Raw genomic sequence first — 15677 nt, forward strand, 5'->3', positions numbered from 1 at the left:
CCCGGCCATGACCGACTCCGATTCCCAGACCTCCGATAACCAGACCGCTGATTTTCTGACCCGTACCCGGGTGTTCTACGACACCGTCGCCGAGGACTACGCCGAGCGGTTCCGTGATCCGTTCGCGGACGCGCCGGTGGAGCGGGCGATGTTCGCCCTGTTCGCCGAACTCGTCGGCCCCGGTGGTGCGGTGGCGGACCTCGGGTGCGGGCCCGGTCGGGCGACCGCCCGGCTGCGGTCACTGGGGCTGGACGTGTTCGGGGTCGACCTCTCGGAGGGGATGCTCGCCATCGCGCGGCGGGAGAATCCGGACCTGCTGTTCGTGCGGGGGTCGATCCTGGAGCTGGACGTGGCGGACGGGGCGCTCGCCGGAGCGGTGTCCTGGTACTCCTCCATCCACACCCCTGTGGAGAAACTGCCCGCTCTCTTCCGGGAGTTCCGGCGGGTACTGGCCCCGGGCGGCCATCTGCTCATCGGCTTCCAGGTCGGCGACGAGCCGAAGCGTCACGACAAGCCCTTCGGGCACGACGTGATCCTCGACTTCCAGCGGCGCCGGCCGGAGTTCGTCGGCGGCCTGCTGGAGGCCGCCGGGTTCGAGGTCGTGTCGCGGACCGTGCGGGCGGCCCAGGCGGCGGAGTTGACCGCGCAGGCGTTCCTGATCGCCCGCGTGCCGACGGCCGTCTAGAGCGTGCCCGCGATGTCCTTCGCCGCGATGTAGCCGAACGTCATCGCCGGTCCGATGGTCGAGCCCGCGCCCGCGTAGCTGTGCCCCATGACGGCGGCGCTGGCGTTGCCCGCGGCGTACAGGCCGGGGACGACCGTGCCGTCGTCGCGCAGGACGCGGGCGCGGGCGTCGGTGACGAGGCCGCCCTTGGTGCCGAGGTCGCCGGGGACGATACGGAAGGCGTAGTACGGGGGCAGCCACAGGGGCGCGAGGCAGGAGTTGGGGAGGACGGAGGGGTCCGTGTAGTAGTGGTCGTAGGCGCTGTCGCCGCGGTGCTGGTCGGTGTCCTTGCCTTGCAGGGCGAGGGAGTTGAAGCGGGAGACCGTCGTGCGCAGGGCCGCGGGTGCCACGCCTATGGCGGTGGCGAGGGCGTCGACGGTCCAGGCCTTGCGGGCCGCCCCCGAGCTGTACCAGTCGTCGGGGAAGGCGAGGGTGGGGCTGACGTCCTTGAACAGGTACCGGTTGCGGTAGTTCTGGTCGACGATCAGCCAGGCCGGGATGTCGGGGTCGGTGGGGTTGCGGTCGTACATGATGTGGACGACGTCGCTGTAGGGGGCGGCCTCGTTCACGAACCGTGCGCCCGCCGCGTTGACCATGAGGCCGCCCGGCAGGGTGCGTTCGGCGAGGCAGAAGTAGGGCTGGCCGGGGAGCGGGATCGCGGGTCCCCACCAGGCGTCGTCCATGAGGGCCAGGGCGCCGCCGGCCCGCTGTCCGGCGCGGATGCCGTCGCCGGTGTTCTCCTTCGCGCCGACGGTCCAGTCCGTGCCGATGGGCTGGCGCTGGTACTGCGTGCGCATGGCGAGGTTGTGCTCGAAGCCGCCGGAGCCCACGACGACGGCACGCCGGGCGCGGTAGAGGCCGGCGGGAGTGACGGCCCCGGTCACCGCCCCGCTCTCGACGAGGAGGACCGTGAGGGGGGTGTTGAGCCTGACCGGGACGCCCGCGTCCAGCAGCCCCTTCCTGAGCCCGCCGGCGAGCGACTGCCCCATGGTGAGCGGCTTCTGCCCGAGCGTGAGGGCCTTCGTCCCCCGTGCCAGGCACTCGGTGGCCACGGCGAGCCCCTTGGCGCTCACGGCGGCCAGGGTGAGCCACTTGTAGTCGGCGGAGAACACCACCATCCCGTCCGGGACTTCCATGTACGACGGGTTCAGATGGGCGAGTTCTGCGCCGAGGACGTTGCCGTCGAGGTAGTCGGGCTCGATGGAGCGCCCGCCCGGCAGGCCGCCCGGCAGTTCCGGGTAGTAGTCGCTGTACCCCTCCATCCAGCGGAAGCGCAGCGGGCTGTTGGCCATGACGAAGGAGATCATGGCGGGGCCGTGCGCGAGGAACGCCTGCTGCCGGGCGGCGGGGACGTCGGCCCCGACGACGGCCGCGAGATAGGCGGCGGCCTTCGCGGGCGTGTCCGGGACGCCGGCCGCGAGGATCACCGGGTTGTTGGGAATCCAGATCCCGGCACCGGAGCGTGCGGCGGAGCCACCGAAGGTCGGCGCCTTTTCGAGCACGACGACGCTCAGCCCCTGCTTGGCGGCCGTGAGCGCGGCGGTCATCCCGGCCGCGCCGGAGCCGATGACGACGACGTCGTAGGTGCCGAGGAGGGGGAGGTCGGCGGCGCGGGCGGAGTGTGGGACACCGGTGGCGGCGACGGCGAGTCCGGCGGCCACCGAGGTGCCGATTACTTGTCTTCGGGTCGGGTTCATGGGGCCACTCCCACATTCTGAGGGTGTGTCAGAAAGGGGAATGTCGCGCGGTGACCATGTGAAGTCAAGGACCGTGCCGCTGAGTTGACGACCCCAGGACCGATACGCAGTCCTGCCAAGCGGGTTCGCTCAACAGCGGGCGGAAGGGGGTGAGGAGCGTGAGGAGGGCGGGGCCGTGGCGGTCGCGGAAGGTGGGATCCTCGGCCGCGATGTCGAGTTCGTTGGCGGCGGTGAGCTCGGCGAAGTCCCGGCGGGCGGACGGGCCGGGCGTGCGGGTGCCGCCGGTGAAACGGTCGCGGAACGCACCACCGGGGGTGGCGAGCGCCGGGTAGGTCGCCTCGCGGTCGCAGCTGGCGTAGAGGTGGACGATCGCCTCGGCCTCCTCGCCGATGGCCGCGGCGAGTTCAGCGCGGCGGTCGAGGGCGAGCAGGGGCTGGGGGAAGCCGTCGGTGCCGTAGAAGGCGTGGCAGAGGCCGGCGAGTTGAAGGGCGGGGCGGGCGTTCCAGGCGTCGAGGCGGGCGCGCACGCGGTGGAGGTGGGTGAGGAGAGTGCCGCCGGGGTGTGCGGTGTGCTGGGCTCCCAACTCCCTCAGAAACAGGTCGGCTTGGGCGAACGGGTCGTACGCCATGACGGATCCCTTCAGCTGGGTGGGTCGGCACCCGCTCCGTCCCGGGGTGGAGCGGGTTGCCGCCCGTGGGGCCCTGAAGTGATCGTCGTACGCGCGCCGGGCTCAGTCAATCCTTGGGATTTATGGCCGGACCCAAGTGTTAGCTTGGAGGTCATGACCCTTGATGACCTGCGGGTGTTCGTGGCGGTGTGCCGGGCCGGGAGTCTGAGCGCGGTGGCGCGGGAGCTCGGGTGCACACAGTCCGCGGTGAGCCAGCATGTGAAGCGGCTGGAGCGGGAGACGGGGGTCGCGCTGGTCGAGCGGCAACCGCGGGGTGTCGTACCGACGCAGGCGGGGCGGGTGCTGGAGTCGGCGGCGGCCGAGGGCATCGCCGGACTGGACGTGGCCGTACGGCAGTTGCGGGATCTGGTCGACGGGGCGAGCGGGTTCGTGCGGGTGGCGACCGGGGCCACGACCGTGCGGCACTTCATGGGGGACGCGGTCGTGGAGTTCCGGCGCCGCCATCCGCGCGTCAACCTGGAGTTCCGGACGGTCAGTTCGGGACGCGGCAGCTTCGACGCGCTCGCCGACGGTTCGCTGGATCTGGCGTGGATCACGCTCGGACCGCCGGTGCGGGGCATCGAGCAGCGGGCGGTGGCGGAGCTGCCGTGGGTGCTCGCGGTGCGGTCGGACGATCCGCTGGCCGGGCGGGAACGGCTGGACGCGGGCGAGTTGGCGGACGTACGGCTGATCGGGCTGCCGCCCAACTCGGCGTCGGCGGCCCATCTCGACGCGGCCTGCACGGAGTTGGGCATCAGGTTCGGCTATGACACGAACGTGGCCGACTGGGACACGGCGTTGCTGCTGGCCGAGTTGGGGGTGGGGCGGGCGGTGGTGCCGGAGCTGTCCGGGCTGGCGGCGACGGGGGACGATCTTCGCCTGATCCCGGTGCCGGAGCTGCGGCCGTTGCCGGTGGGGTGGGCGGTACGGCGGTGGGATGCGCTCAGTCCGCCGGCGCGGGCGTTCGCCGACACCGTGGAGAGGTTCCGGCGAACGCCCGGGCGTTAGATCCGCGTCGCGCTACAGCGGGAAGGACGCCACCACCGGCACCTGCTTCGCGCCCGACCCGGTGATGCCGGAGCCCGTCCCGGGAAGCAGCACGCCACCGTCGTAGTAGTCGCTGGACACCAGCAGGTCCTTGTCGCCGTCGCGGTCGATGTCGCGCAGCCGGACGAGCTGGCCGAAGCAGCCGAACTCGCTCGGGGAGCCGGGGACCCCGGCGGTGGCCCGGGTGAACCACTGCGAGTTCTTGCCGGTGAGACCGGACGTGCCGCCGCGCAGGACGTGGACGCCGCCCGCGGTCGCCTTGGAGCTGACGGTCTCCTCCCAGGCGCCGACCGCGAGGTCCGGGTAGCCGTCGCCGTTGGTGTCCCCGGCGGAGATGCTGTCGCCGAAGTTGTCACCCTTGGTCGCGGCCGTCGCCACTCCCGCGGTCGACTGCGAGATGCGGTACTTCGTCGTCGGGGCCGTGCTGCCGCCGCGCCAGACGACCACCGACCCGGCGGAGCTGTTGTACCGGGTGTCGCTGACCGCGAGGTCGCCGTAGCCGTCCTTGTTGAAGTCGGCGACGACACCGGTCGGGCTGTAGTCGGGCTTCGTGCTGTTGACGACCGTCCGCTTGACCGACTTGACGGTGGAGCCTCCGCGCAGGAACCAGACGTCCTGGGTCATCTTGTCGTCGTGGTACCCCTGGCCGAGGACGAAGAGATCCGTGGCCTTGTCCTTGGTGACCTTGCCGGCGACGAGACCGGTGGGTTCGAGCAGGTCGGCGGAGACATGCTTGGTGACCGAGCCGGTGGTGCCGGACTTGGAGAACCCGCCGCGGTAGACGTAGACGGCGTCGACCCCGTTGGTCACCGCCAGGTCCGCCTTGCCGTCACCGTTGAAGTCCCCGGTCTCCACCTGGTCGCCGAAGCCGTAGTCGGCGTGGGCGGTGACCTTGAGGCGGACGGCACCGGTGCCGGAGAGGCCGGACTTCGCGCCCCACAGAAGGGTGACCGCGCCCGCGCCGGCCTTGGTGCCGACCTTCTCCGAGGAGTCGGCGACGGCCAGGTCGGCGTATCCGTCACGGTTGAAGTCGGCGGCGGCCAGGTCGTCGCCGAACGAGTCGGCGTAACCGCCCGCGTCCCCGGCCGTCCCCGGGACCCCCGCGGTGGCCTGCGTGAACGCCTTGCTGACCGTGCCGGGACCGGTGGCCGTCCCGTATGTGACGGTGAACTCGCCGCCGAGGCCCGCCGAGGCGTAGTCGCGGTAGCCGTCGCCGTTGAAGTCGTCGGCGTACTTCGCCGGGGCCGCGCTCGCGGCGCTCACGGAGAGGGTGAGCAGTCCGCCGGCCGCGAGGGACACGACCGTGGCCGTGGCGAGCGCGGAGCGGAGGGGGGTGCGCGTGAACATGCGTCTCCTGCGTGGATCTAAGTCTGGTGGCAGGGAGACTCACGGCGAGGGCTGATGGTTGTGGCGGGAGTGGCGATCGGTGACTCCGTTTCCTTGAGGGCGATTTCGGCCCACACGGTCTTGCCGACGGTCCGCTCGGTGACGCCCCAGGTCTGAGCGAGCAGCGATACGAGGATGAGACCGCGGCCGTTGGCGGCCTCCGGGTCGGTGACGTACCGGAGTCGGCGGTCGGCGCGGGCGTCGCTCACCTCGATACGGACGGTGTCCTCCGGGGTGAGTCTGAGCCGTAGCTCGAAGTCCCGGCCCGGGACTCTGCCGTGGGTGACGGCGTTGGCGGCGAGTTCGGCGACGACCTGTTGAGCGGTGTGGTTGACCTCGCAGTCGTAGGGATGCCCCCAGTCGTGGAGTTGCTGGGCGGTGAGACGTCGGGCAAGACGCGCACCGCGCGGGGTGGCGCTGAGGCGGGTGGAGATTTCGGCGTTCACGTGACTGAGCGTGGTGGGTTGTCCTTACGCTGGCCAGGTGCGACTCGGCGACTCTGGGTAGTTGTACGGGTGCGGTGCGTTCGGTGTACGAGGTGTCGGGTGGGAGGGGTGAGGTGGGTGAGTGAGCAGAGGGCGGAGACGCCCGCGGAGGCCGAGGGGGCGACGGGGTTGTTCGTCGCGCTCGGCAAGATGCTGAAGTTTCTGCGCGAGCGGAAAGGGCTGACGCAGACCGAGTTCGGGGAACTGGCGGGGTACGGCCCTGACGCGATCTCCGCGATGGAGCGGGGTGTGCGCAGGGTCCGGCCCGAGGTGCTGCTCAAGGCGGAGGAACTGCTGGATGCCGGGGGTCTGTTCAGGGAGGTCGTCCCCGAGGTCGAGGCGGCGCTGACGAAGGCGCGGACTCGGCATCCGGAGTGGTACCGGGATTATGCGGGGTTGGAGGCGGAGGCGGTTGAGCTGCACTTCTACGCCAACCAGGGGGTGCCCGGCCTACTCCAGACCGACACCTACGCGCGCGCGGTGTTCACGAAGCGGCGGCCGTTCCTGGACGAGGAGACGATCGAGAGGCGTGTTGCGGACCGACTCTCACGGCAGCAGGTCTTCGAGCGTCGGCCCGCGCCGATCGTGAGTTACGTGCTCGAAGAGATCGTGCTGGACCGGCCGATCGGTGGACGGCGCGTGCAGGCGGATCAGCTTCGCCGCCTGCTGGGCGTGGGGCAGATGCAGAACCTGGAGATCCAGGTGATGCCGAGCCAAGTAGAGGAACACCCCAACATGGACGGCGCGTTCAACCTACTGACGCCCAAGGGGCATGGGCAGGTGGCCTACACCGAGGTACAGGGGTACCCACGGCTGATCACCGACTCCGAAGAAGTCCGCAGGATCGTAGACCGCTATGGGATCATGCGGGCAATGGCACTCTCCCCTGCGGAGTCCCGGAAGTTGATCGAGCAGAAGCTGGAGGAGCTATGAACAACGAGCAGCTCACCTGGTTCAAGTCCAGCTACAGCGGCGGTGAGGGCGGCGAATGCCTGGAGGTCGCCATCACCCCCGCCACCATTCACCTCCGCGACTCCAAGCACCCCTCCGGCCCGCGCCTCACCCTCACCCCCGCCACCTGGTCGGCCTTCCTCTCAGGGGAGTTGGTCGGCGAGCGGCGCTAGCGCCTCCGCCGCTGCCAGCATGCGTGCGGCCTCCGTGCGTACGTCCTCGTCCTCGTCCGCCTCGGCCCGTTCCCGGAGCAGTGGGATCGTCGCCGGGTGGGCGGGCCAGCCGAAGGCCAGGGACTGAAGGGCGGCGATGCGCGGCCAGGGGTGGGGGTCGGCGGCGGTCCGGTCCCGGAGGAACGCGGCGCCGCTCTCGTCCGTTCGGTGCACGGCCCACCATTGCAGGACGACGCCCCGGATCCTGGGATCGAGATCATCCACGGCCCGAGCCCCGAGGGTCTCGCCAGTCGTCTCCTCGTCTCCGCCTGTCGTGACCAGCAGTGCGAGTGCCACTTCTCGCACCACCGGGCTGGGGTCCTCGGCCATACAGATACGGATCACGGTCCGAAGGTCGATGTCGCCTCGGTAGTACCTCGTCGCACGCAGTGCCTCCGCCCGGACACCCTCTTCCGGGTCGTTCACCAGCCGGTCGAACGCCAGCTGCCATGTAGTGGCCTCGTGGCTCCGATATCTGCACAAGTCAGCCAGGGCGGACTCGCGAACCTCGCGATCGGGGTCGTCGACAAGATGCTTGCGGACGCTCTGCCAGGTCTCCTCCCTGTCCTTCCCTGTCGTCACCAACCCGCCGAGCGCGGCGTCCCGTACTTGGCCACTGGCATCCTGGGCAAGGCGCTCACGCAGGAACTCCCAGGTGCCGGGGTGGGATTCCATCGTCTGCGCCATCACCGTGCACGCCACGCTGCGGACCCGTGGATACAGGTCCCTCAGGGCCCGCTGACGGAGGAAGCTCGACATGTCGGCGTCGACGCGGCGGAGGGTGCGCAACGCGAACAAGGCGTCCGTGCGGACGAACCAGTGGTTGTCCTCAAGTGCGGCTTTGCGGGCAAGTTCCCAGTCGCCCACCTGCTCAACCATCATCTGCATGGCCCTGTTGCGGACCATGTCGCTCGGATCATCGGTTGCCCGGCCTCGTACCAACGTCTGAATGCCCTCGTCGTCGAGCAGGCTCTCCAGACCCGCTACCGCACGCTGGCGGACATCTTCCTGGGAATCCTCGACGGCCAGCCGACACAGCAGAGCCCTGACCGCCGGATCCTGAATCCGGTACTCGACGAGCAGATCCACCGCTTCGGCACGCGCCCCCGTATCGTCCTCGGAGGCGACAAATTCGAGGATGGGCTCCCACAGGTCCTCAGCGTCGCCCCGCACCGACAGCGCGAATGCACGCACGACCAGCGAGCGGTCCCCAGTGGAGCGCTGCCTGATGAGCTCTCTGACGTCGGCCCCGTCGAGTTCGGACAGAGCCTCCAACGCCGCTTTGCGTACGTACTCGTCCGGTTCGGCCACCGCCCCCTCCCGGAGCAGCGCACGAACGTCCGGCTCCGCGCCCCAGCGCGCCGCCAACATCTCCAGCAAAGCCTTCCGCGCGTGCGTCACATCGGCCAGCACAGCCATGACCTGCGAACATGCCCGCGCTTGGTAGAGCGCGGCCGCGATCCTCCCGGGCTGAGGCCGATTCCGGAACTGGCCACGTAGATGGAACCAGCGCAGAAGCCTGGACCTCCCGCTCCAGTGCGGTGGAAACGTCCTGAGCGCGGAGGCGATGTCCTCGTCCCCCCTCAACAGGCCGAATCTCGAATCCGCCGCCTCCAAGGCCACGATGATCGCGTCCACGACGGCCCTGCTCTGCGTCGCCAGCGCCCCGGTCCTGCGGACCTCGGCCAGAGCCCTCACAGCCAGAGCCAGCAGCCCACCATCCCAGGTTGCACCCACCCGCCGCCGATGCAACTCCAGCAACCGATCAACCGCCGCCCCCGCCTCCCGCTCCCCCAACTGCCCGACCACCAGCAGCAACACCTCATGCCACGCCGGATCCTCCGCATGCCCCGCGAAGATCTCCTCGATAAACTCCTCCGGTGTCCACTCCCGTTCACGCGTGTAGCGATGGTCGATGTCCACGGCCGCCAGATACTCCAGGAAGGCCCGGTGGACGAAGCCGTACACCCCGCCCCCGTAGTGGCTGAGGATGAAGTTCCGGTCCCGGAACTGCCGCACCATCACCCGGGCCGCCGACACCGCCTGAGCCAGCGGGAGTTCGTACTGCTCACGCAGGTAGTCCCGGAACGTCTCCAGCAGTACGTCCTGATGGATGTGGTTGCCGGCGATGCCGCCCTCACCCTCCTGCATCCGCCGCGCGACGAGCCGCAGCAGCTCATGGCGGTCCTCGTCGCCCAGGTACGACAGGGCCTCGACGTCGTCCGGTGCGCGCAGGTGCTTGGCGTGTTCGTCCCAGTGGGCCACCAGGACCGCGACGGCGTGCCGGTAGACGCCGAGGCGGTCACGAGGGAGTTCCCGGCGTCGGCCGACGATGGCGAGGATCGTCAAAAGGAGGGGGTTTCCGGCGAGTTCGGCGACGGGGCGGGAGTGATCGACCGCATCGCTCAGGCGTCGGCAGAGACGGGCGGCGCGTTCCTCGTCGTGGGGATACGCGGTGGCGTACCACTGGCGGGCGAAGCGTTCGATCTGCCGGGTGCTCAGGTCCTGGACCATGTGGTGGGAGAACCCGGAGTGTTCGAGCACGCCTCGCCGGTAGCCGATGACGCGCGAGGTCACGACCACACGGACGCCGCCGGGACCGCCGTACCGGCCCGCGAAGTCCGCGACGCGGTGGCTCACCTGTTCCCGGGCGGCGGGGTCGAAGAGTTCGTCCAGGCCGTCGAAGACGACCACGGCTCGCCCCTCCGCCAGCAGCTGTTCCATGACCGCCGGTGGCGGTGCCATGCCCTTCGTACCGTGCAGGTAGGCGAGGAAGTCCTCGAACGTCCGCTCCCGCCACTCGCCCACCGCGTACTCACGGAGTTCCACGACCAGGGGTACCCGGCCGGCGAGCGGTGCCAGCGGGTCTGCCGCCTCAAGTGCTTCGCGCGTGAGGGTGAGCGCGAGATGCCGGGCGAGCGTCGACTTGCCCGCGCCGGGGTCGCCGAGCAGGACGAGGCGGGTCTCGCCAGGGTCGGCGAGCACGTCCAGGGCGTCGCGTGGCGGTCGTTCCGCGTAGGCCTTCCGGGCACGATTCAAGGCATCCCGCTCCAGGGCGGCCGGCAGATTCGTCGGCCACTCGCCCGCGTCCACCAACCGCTGCCGGATATCCCGCGGCAACTCCACCGGCGGCGGATCCGCCCGCACCGTAGGCGCCACGAACACCTCGTCCAGCCCGACCGGTGGATGCTCCCCCTCCTCGGTGGGGATCAGCACCTCCAGGTCCAGCCGCCCGTACGTCTCCCGGACGCGGCCCGCGTAGCGCCGTAACGCCTCGTCGGTCTCCGCTTCCGAGAGGACGGCCGGCTTCGGCGCCTGCTGCACGTACTGGTTCTCGATGATCGTCACGCTGTTGCCGTCACCGGTCACCGCGGCTTTGATGTCGCCCCCGGCCCCAACCGACCGCGCTCCACCCGCCGTGACCTGCTCCTCGTCCCGCCCCATGACAGGACGGTAGCGGTCGGGCGCCGAGGGCGAGCACCTCTCCGGCGAAGAAGCGAACAACGACGTATACGTCGACGTATACTCGCCTCATGTCCGATGCCATGATCCGGGTGCCCTCAGAGGTCCGGGACCGTCTCGCGGTGATCGCCGAGTCCCGCGGTACGTCGATCCGTTCTCTCGTTCAGGAATTCGCCGAGACCACCCTCACGGCCGAGGAGCGCCATGAACGTGCCGAGCGCACCCGCGCCTACCTCGCCGAGCACTTCGGTGTCGAGGTGACGGACGAGGAGAGCGCGGCCATGAGGCGGAAGCTTCGGGACGCCTTCGACAACCGGGCGGACGCCGCCGCGTGATCCAGCACCATCTCGTACTCGACACGCCCACGCTCCTCGCCCTGTCGGGCAACCGGCAGGTGTCCGCGCTCATCCACGGGGCGCACTACGAGCCCGAGATCCGGCTGTGGGCTCCCACGCTGTCAGTACTTGAGGCCGACGCGGAGCGCATGGGTCTCGCCGAGCACATCGGGCAGCTCGAAGTGCTCCACACACTCGACCTCGACTATCCGGCCGCGCTCGCTGTCACCCAGTTGCGCCGGGACGGGGTGCCGCCCGGCGTCGGGGCCGCCATCCACGCCGTACGGCAGCTGCCCGACTGGGGAGCGGACGCGCTGGTCGCGACCGTCGACGCCAAGGCGTACGAGGGACGCGGCGTCCCTGTCCTGGACCTCACCCGATAGCCGCCCTCGGCATCGTGCCCCTCCCCAGCCTCCTCGCCGTCTTCGCCCACCCCGATGACGAGTCCCTCTCCGCCGGTGGTGTCCTCGCCCAACACGCGGCCTCCGGTGCGCGGACCGCCGTGGTCACCGCTACCTGGGGTGAAGGGACGCAGCGGGCCGTGGAGTTGGCGGAGGCGTTGCGGATCCTCGGGGCCGGGAAGCCGCGGATGCTGGGTTACGCCGATGCGCGGGTGCCGGAGTCGGCGCCCGGTCGGCCTCGCCTCTGCGACGCGCCTCTCGACGACGTCGTACGGGAACTCGTTACCCATGTGCGGGAGTTCCGGCCCGATGTCGTCGTCACGCATGACGCCTACGGCGGGCTCACCGGGCATCCCGATCACCTCCACACTCATCGGGTGACCGCCCTCGCCGTCCAGGCCGCCGGCTGGCGGCACCTCTACCCCGAAGCCGGTGACCCCTGGCAGCCCGGCGCGCTGTATCTCGCCACCCATCCCGACTCCGCCGCACATGCGTTGGGCGGGCAACTGGTCCGGCCCGGGCGGGCGTTGTACAGCGTTCCTGACGACTGGGTCTCCGCCGTCATCGACGTACGTCCCTGGCTCGGCCAGAAGCTGCGCGCCATCGCCGCCCACCGAAGCGAGGTCGCACGCGGTGCCCTGCCCGGGCGGCTCGCCGCGCTGCCGGACGCCGAGCGGACGCGGCTCGTCGCCACGGAGTGGTACGTCCGGTACGGCGCCGTAAGCCCCACCGCGCCACGGACGACGCTGTGAGCCCTGGCCCCCAGCCCCCTCAGCGCTCGTACAACCCCTCGATCTCCCGCGCGAACTCCTTCATCACCGTCTCCCTCCGCAGCTTCATCGACGGAGTCAGATGTCCCTCCGCCTCCGTGAAGTCACGTGGCAGGACCTCGAAGCGGCGGATGGACTCGGGGCGGGAGACGAGTTTGTTCGCCTCGTCGATCGCGCGCTGCATGATGGCGTGCAACTCGGCGTCTCCGGCCAGGAGTTCGGCGGGTACCGGGTGTTTGCCGTTCATCTGGCGCCAGTGGGTGATGCCCTCCATGTCGAGGGTGATCAGGGCGGCGACGTAGGGGCGGCGGTCACCTACCACCATGCACTGGGAGATCAGGGGGTGCTGGCGGAGCCAGTTCTCCAGCGGGGCGGGGGCGACCGTCTTGCCGCCCGCCGTGATCAGGAGCTCCTTCTTTCTGCCGGTGATCGTCAGATAGCCCTCGTCGTCCAGGCTGCCGATGTCGCCCGTGGCGAACCAGCCGTCCGTTGAGGCCGGGGTGACGCCGCCCGCGTTCGGGTCCCAGTAGCCGCGGAACACCGGGCCGCCGGACAGGAGGATCTCGCCGTCCGCCGCTATGCGGACCTTCATGCCGGGGAGGGGCCAACCCACCGTGCCCAGGCGGGACTTCAGGGGCGGCGTCACCGTCGCCGCGCCCGTCGACTCCGTCAGGCCGTAGCCCTCGTAGATCTCCATGCCCGCCCCGGCGAAGAACGCGGCGATGTTGCGGCCGAGCGGTGAGCCGCCGGAGATGATGTGGCGGACCCGGCCGCCCATGGCGTTGCGGATGCGGCGGTAGACCAGGGGGTCGTAGAAGGTGCGGGCGGCCTTCAACGCCGTACTCGGGCCTCCGCCGGTGCCCGCCGCCTTCGCCTCCAGCGCCTCGCCGTAGCGGATCGCCACGTTCGCCGCGCGGTCGAAGGCGGAGACCCGGCCACCGGTCTCCGCCTTGGCGCGGGCGTTGTTGAAGACCTTCTCCAGCATGTAGGGGATGACGAGGAGGAAGGTGGGCCGGAAGCTGGCCAGGTCGCCGAGCAGGTCGTCCGACTTCAGGCTCGGCGCGTGGCCCAGGCGGACCCGGGCGCGGACGCACGCCACCGCCACCATGCGGCCGAACACATGGGACATGGGGAGGAAGAGGAGCGTCGCCAGCTCCTCGTCCGAGCGGGATCTGAAGACGGGGTGGAGGATCTCGATCGCGTTGTCGACCTCGGCGAGGAAGTTTCCGTGCGAGATCGCGCAGCCCTTGGGGCGGCCGGTGGTGCCGGAGGTGTAGATGACGGTGGCGAGGGTGTCGGGGACCAACATGCCCCGGCGTACGTCGACTTCGGCGTCGGGGACGTGCGTGCCGAGCTCCGCCAGGCGGTCGACGTGGCCCTTCTCCATGACCCACAGGTGGCGCAGGTCGGGCAGACGGTTCAACTCCGGTCCGAGAGCGGAGGCTTGGGAGACGGTCTCCGTCACCAGGGCCACCGCACCGGAGTCCTGGAGGATCCAGCGGGTCTGGAAGACGGAGGACGTGGGGTAGATGGGGACCGTGACCAGGCCGGCCGCCCAAGCGGCGAAGTCGAGGAGGGTCCACTCGTAGACGGTGCGGGCCATGACGGCGATCCGGTCGCCGGGAACGAGCCCCTCCGATATCAGGCCTTTCGCCAGCGCCAGCACCTGTGCGGCGAAGTCGGCCGCCGTCACATCGGACCAGCCCCCGTCCGCCGTACGACGGCTGAGCACCCGGTCCCCGGGCGCCGCCTCCGCGTTCTCGAACGGCAGGTCGGCCAGGGAGCCGTGCGTCACCGGCGGTACGACCGGCGGGACCGCGACCTCCCGGACCTCGCCGTCCAGCCGGCGTATCTCCGGTGCCACGAGCACGGGCGCGCCGTCGTAGTCGGTGGCAGCGGCATAGGGGAGGGACGACGACATGGGCAGCTCCTGGGGCGCGCAGCTGGATACCGCTCTGCTGCATAGGTACGCACCGGGCGTACCTGGACGTTCACCGGCGAGTGCGACTTGTGGGGTTACCGGCGGTCAGGGGGTCGTGGGGACCCGGCGATCCTAGGAGGCGCAGGTGGCGAGCTTGTGAGGGTTCAGGGAGCCTCTCGGGCCGGGTCTGTGCAACATCTGGCGCAAAGTGAGCCTTTGTCAGCTATGTGTGAACCAATGACCGGGTGCTCTCGGATCACGGCCGCTCCAGCACCGCCGTCACCCCCTGCCCGCCCGCCGCGCACACCGAGATCAGCCCGCGCCCCGAACCGCCGCGCTCCGCCAGCAGCTTGGCCAGCGTCGCCACGATCCGGGCGCCGGTCGCGGCGAAGGGATGCCCGGTGGCGAGGGACGAACCGGCCACGTTCAGGCGGGCCCGGTCCACCGGGGCCAGCCCCGCCTTCTCCCAGGCCGCCAGCGTCGCCAGCACCTGGGACGCGAACGCCTCGTGCACCTCGACGAGGTCGAAGTCGTCCATCCCGAGCCCGGCCCGCTCCAGCATGCGCGGCACGGCCCGCGCCGGGGCCATCAGCAGACCCTCCTCGGCGGGGTCGCCGGCGACGAAGTCCACGGCCGCCGTCTCGTACGCCGTCAGATACGCCAGCGGTTCCAGACCGCGCGCCGCCGCCCACTCCTCCGAGGCCAGCAGGACGACCGCCGCGCCGTCGGTGAGCGGCGTCGAATTGCCCGCTGTCATGGTCGGGTTGGGGCCGCCGGTGCCGAACACCGGTTTCAGGGTGGCCAGTTTCTCCACCGTCGAGCCCGGGCGCAGGTTCTGGTCCCGGTCGAGGCCCCGGAACGGCACCACCAGGTCCTGGAAGAAGTCCCGTTCGTACGCCGCCGCCAGCCGCTGGTGGCTCGTCGCCGCCAGCTCGTCCTGCGCCTCGCGCGAGACACCCCAGGCGTGTGCGGTGAGCGCCGCGTGCTCGCCCATCGACAGACCGGTGCGGGGCTCGGCGTTGCGCGGGATGTCGGGGACGAGGTGGCCGGGGCGGACCCGGGCGAGCGCCTTGAGGCGACCGCCGAGGGACTTCGCCCTGCGGGCCGCCAGCAGAATGCGCCGCAGGTCGTCGTTGACGCCGAGGGGTGCGTCGCTCGTGGTGTCCGCGCCGCCCGCGATCGCGGAGTCGGTCTGGCCGAGGGCGATCTTGTTGGCGGCGGCGATGACGGCCTGGAGCCCGGTGCCGCAGGCCTGCTGGATGTCGTACGCCGGGGTCGTCGGCGCCAGCTTCGAGCCGAGGACCGTCTCGCGGGCCAGGTTGAAGTCACGCGCGTGCTTGAGGACCGCACCGGCGACGAACTCGCCGACCGCGCCCGGCTGTCCGAGGTCGAAGCGGGTCACGAGGCCGTCCACCACCGCCGTCAGCATCTCCTGGTTGGAGGCGGTGGCGTAGGGGCCGTCGGAGCGGGCGAAGGGGACGCGGGTGCCGCCGACGATCGCGACCCGGCGTGCCGCCGGTGCCCGAAGAAGGCTCATCTCGACCTGCTCCTCATGCGTGACATGGGCGTGTGTGACATAGGCTTACCTCCGGTAACCTTACTCCAGAGTCAGCAAGAGA

General features: G+C 70.5%; 14 protein-coding genes. 7 read left to right on the forward strand and 7 right to left on the reverse strand.

The window, feature by feature from the left end:
• Positions 1 to 7 precede the first annotated feature (7 nt).
• Positions 8 to 685 carry a class I SAM-dependent methyltransferase gene (locus OG885_RS19535; protein WP_405733146.1) on the forward strand — a complete coding sequence of 226 codons (678 nt, stop codon included), beginning with the start codon at positions 8 to 10 and terminating at the stop codon, positions 683 to 685.
• Here the strand turns inward: OG885_RS19535 and kstD are convergent.
• Entirely contained in the window at positions 682 to 2421 is a 1740-nt protein-coding gene (gene kstD / locus OG885_RS19540) for a 3-oxosteroid 1-dehydrogenase (RefSeq protein ID WP_405733148.1), read from the reverse strand. The two genes, OG885_RS19535 and kstD, sit on opposite strands and share 4 nt — an antisense overlap.
• A 64-nt stretch (positions 2422 to 2485) precedes the next feature.
• Positions 2486 to 3049, reverse strand: coding sequence for a DUF6817 domain-containing protein (locus tag OG885_RS19545; RefSeq protein ID WP_405733151.1), 564 nt, complete (start codon positions 3047 to 3049; stop codon positions 2486 to 2488).
• Between the two features lie 153 nt (positions 3050 to 3202).
• Here OG885_RS19545 and OG885_RS19550 point away from each other — a divergent pair, with 153 nt between their 5' ends.
• Positions 3203 to 4096, forward strand: a complete 894-nt coding sequence (locus OG885_RS19550; RefSeq protein WP_405733154.1) for a LysR family transcriptional regulator — start codon at positions 3203 to 3205, stop codon at positions 4094 to 4096.
• A 12-nt stretch (positions 4097 to 4108) separates the two neighbouring features.
• Here OG885_RS19550 and OG885_RS19555 read toward each other — a convergent pair whose 3' ends face one another.
• Complete coding sequence (locus OG885_RS19555; protein WP_405733157.1) at positions 4109 to 5482, reverse strand: FG-GAP and VCBS repeat-containing protein; 1374 nt, start codon at positions 5480 to 5482, stop codon at positions 4109 to 4111.
• Between the two features lie 17 nt (positions 5483 to 5499).
• Positions 5500 to 5967, reverse strand: coding sequence for an ATP-binding protein (locus OG885_RS19560; RefSeq protein WP_405733160.1), 468 nt, complete (start codon positions 5965 to 5967; stop codon positions 5500 to 5502).
• Between the two features lie 117 nt (positions 5968 to 6084).
• Here OG885_RS19560 and OG885_RS19565 point away from each other — a divergent pair, with 117 nt between their 5' ends.
• Together OG885_RS19565 and OG885_RS19570 are read left to right on the forward strand one after the other, a co-directional pair.
• On the forward strand, positions 6085 to 6939 hold the full coding sequence (locus tag OG885_RS19565; RefSeq protein WP_405733163.1) for a helix-turn-helix domain-containing protein: 855 nt from the start codon (positions 6085 to 6087) through the stop codon (positions 6937 to 6939).
• Positions 6936 to 7130, forward strand: a complete 195-nt coding sequence (locus OG885_RS19570; RefSeq protein WP_405733166.1) for a DUF397 domain-containing protein — start codon at positions 6936 to 6938, stop codon at positions 7128 to 7130. The genes OG885_RS19565 and OG885_RS19570 overlap by 4 nt, the downstream gene beginning before the upstream one ends.
• Here the strand turns inward: OG885_RS19570 and OG885_RS19575 are convergent.
• Entirely contained in the window at positions 7101 to 10613 is a 3513-nt protein-coding gene (locus OG885_RS19575; RefSeq protein WP_405733169.1) for a HEAT repeat domain-containing protein, read from the reverse strand. The two genes, OG885_RS19570 and OG885_RS19575, sit on opposite strands and share 30 nt — an antisense overlap.
• A gap of 89 nt (positions 10614 to 10702) precedes the next feature.
• On the opposite strand from OG885_RS19575, the gene OG885_RS19580 reads away from it, so the two are divergent.
• Genes OG885_RS19580 through OG885_RS19590 form a run of 3 tightly spaced genes read left to right on the forward strand, consistent with a single transcriptional unit; the run spans position 10703 to position 12119 of the window.
• Positions 10703 to 10966, forward strand: a complete 264-nt coding sequence (locus OG885_RS19580; protein ID WP_405733172.1) for a hypothetical protein — start codon at positions 10703 to 10705, stop codon at positions 10964 to 10966.
• Complete coding sequence (locus OG885_RS19585; protein WP_405733175.1) at positions 10963 to 11349, forward strand: hypothetical protein; 387 nt, start codon at positions 10963 to 10965, stop codon at positions 11347 to 11349. Before OG885_RS19580 ends, OG885_RS19585 begins: the two co-directional genes overlap by 4 nt.
• Before the next feature lie 14 nt (positions 11350 to 11363).
• On the forward strand, positions 11364 to 12119 hold the full coding sequence (locus tag OG885_RS19590; RefSeq protein WP_405733178.1) for a PIG-L deacetylase family protein: 756 nt from the start codon (positions 11364 to 11366) through the stop codon (positions 12117 to 12119).
• A gap of 19 nt (positions 12120 to 12138) precedes the next feature.
• Here OG885_RS19590 and OG885_RS19595 read toward each other — a convergent pair whose 3' ends face one another.
• Positions 12139 to 14058, reverse strand: a complete 1920-nt coding sequence (locus OG885_RS19595) for an AMP-dependent synthetase/ligase (protein WP_405733181.1) — start codon at positions 14056 to 14058, stop codon at positions 12139 to 12141.
• A gap of 256 nt (positions 14059 to 14314) precedes the next feature.
• The gene (locus OG885_RS19600; RefSeq protein WP_405733184.1) at positions 14315 to 15595 is read right to left on the reverse strand and encodes an acetyl-CoA C-acetyltransferase; all 1281 of its coding nucleotides are present in this window, start codon (positions 15593 to 15595) and stop codon (positions 14315 to 14317) included.
• Positions 15596 to 15677 lie beyond the last annotated feature (82 nt).

The organism is Streptomyces sp. NBC_00028 (assembly GCF_045041065.1).
In the GTDB taxonomy this organism is placed as follows: Bacteria; Actinomycetota; Actinomycetes; order Streptomycetales; family Streptomycetaceae; genus Streptomyces.

What these genes read in the sequence shown, in the direction of transcription:
- OG885_RS19570 (WP_405733166.1), top strand. Translation starts at nt 6,936, where the DNA reads ATGAACAACGAGCAGCTCACCTGGTTCAAGTCCAGCTACAGCGGCGGT.
- OG885_RS19535 (WP_405733146.1), top strand. Translation starts at nt 8, where the DNA reads ATGACCGACTCCGATTCCCAGACCTCCGATAACCAGACCGCTGATTTT.
- OG885_RS19595 (WP_405733181.1), bottom strand. Translation starts at nt 14,058, where the DNA reads ATGTCGTCGTCCCTCCCCTATGCCGCTGCCACCGACTACGACGGCGCG.
- OG885_RS19545 (WP_405733151.1), bottom strand. Translation starts at nt 3,049, where the DNA reads ATGGCGTACGACCCGTTCGCCCAAGCCGACCTGTTTCTGAGGGAGTTG.
- OG885_RS19575 (WP_405733169.1), bottom strand. Translation starts at nt 10,613, where the DNA reads ATGGGGCGGGACGAGGAGCAGGTCACGGCGGGTGGAGCGCGGTCGGTT.
- OG885_RS19550 (WP_405733154.1), top strand. Translation starts at nt 3,203, where the DNA reads ATGACCCTTGATGACCTGCGGGTGTTCGTGGCGGTGTGCCGGGCCGGG.
- OG885_RS19555 (WP_405733157.1), bottom strand. Translation starts at nt 5,482, where the DNA reads ATGTTCACGCGCACCCCCCTCCGCTCCGCGCTCGCCACGGCCACGGTC.
- OG885_RS19600 (WP_405733184.1), bottom strand. Translation starts at nt 15,595, where the DNA reads ATGAGCCTTCTTCGGGCACCGGCGGCACGCCGGGTCGCGATCGTCGGC.
- kstD (WP_405733148.1), bottom strand. Translation starts at nt 2,421, where the DNA reads ATGAACCCGACCCGAAGACAAGTAATCGGCACCTCGGTGGCCGCCGGA.
- OG885_RS19580 (WP_405733172.1), top strand. Translation starts at nt 10,703, where the DNA reads ATGTCCGATGCCATGATCCGGGTGCCCTCAGAGGTCCGGGACCGTCTC.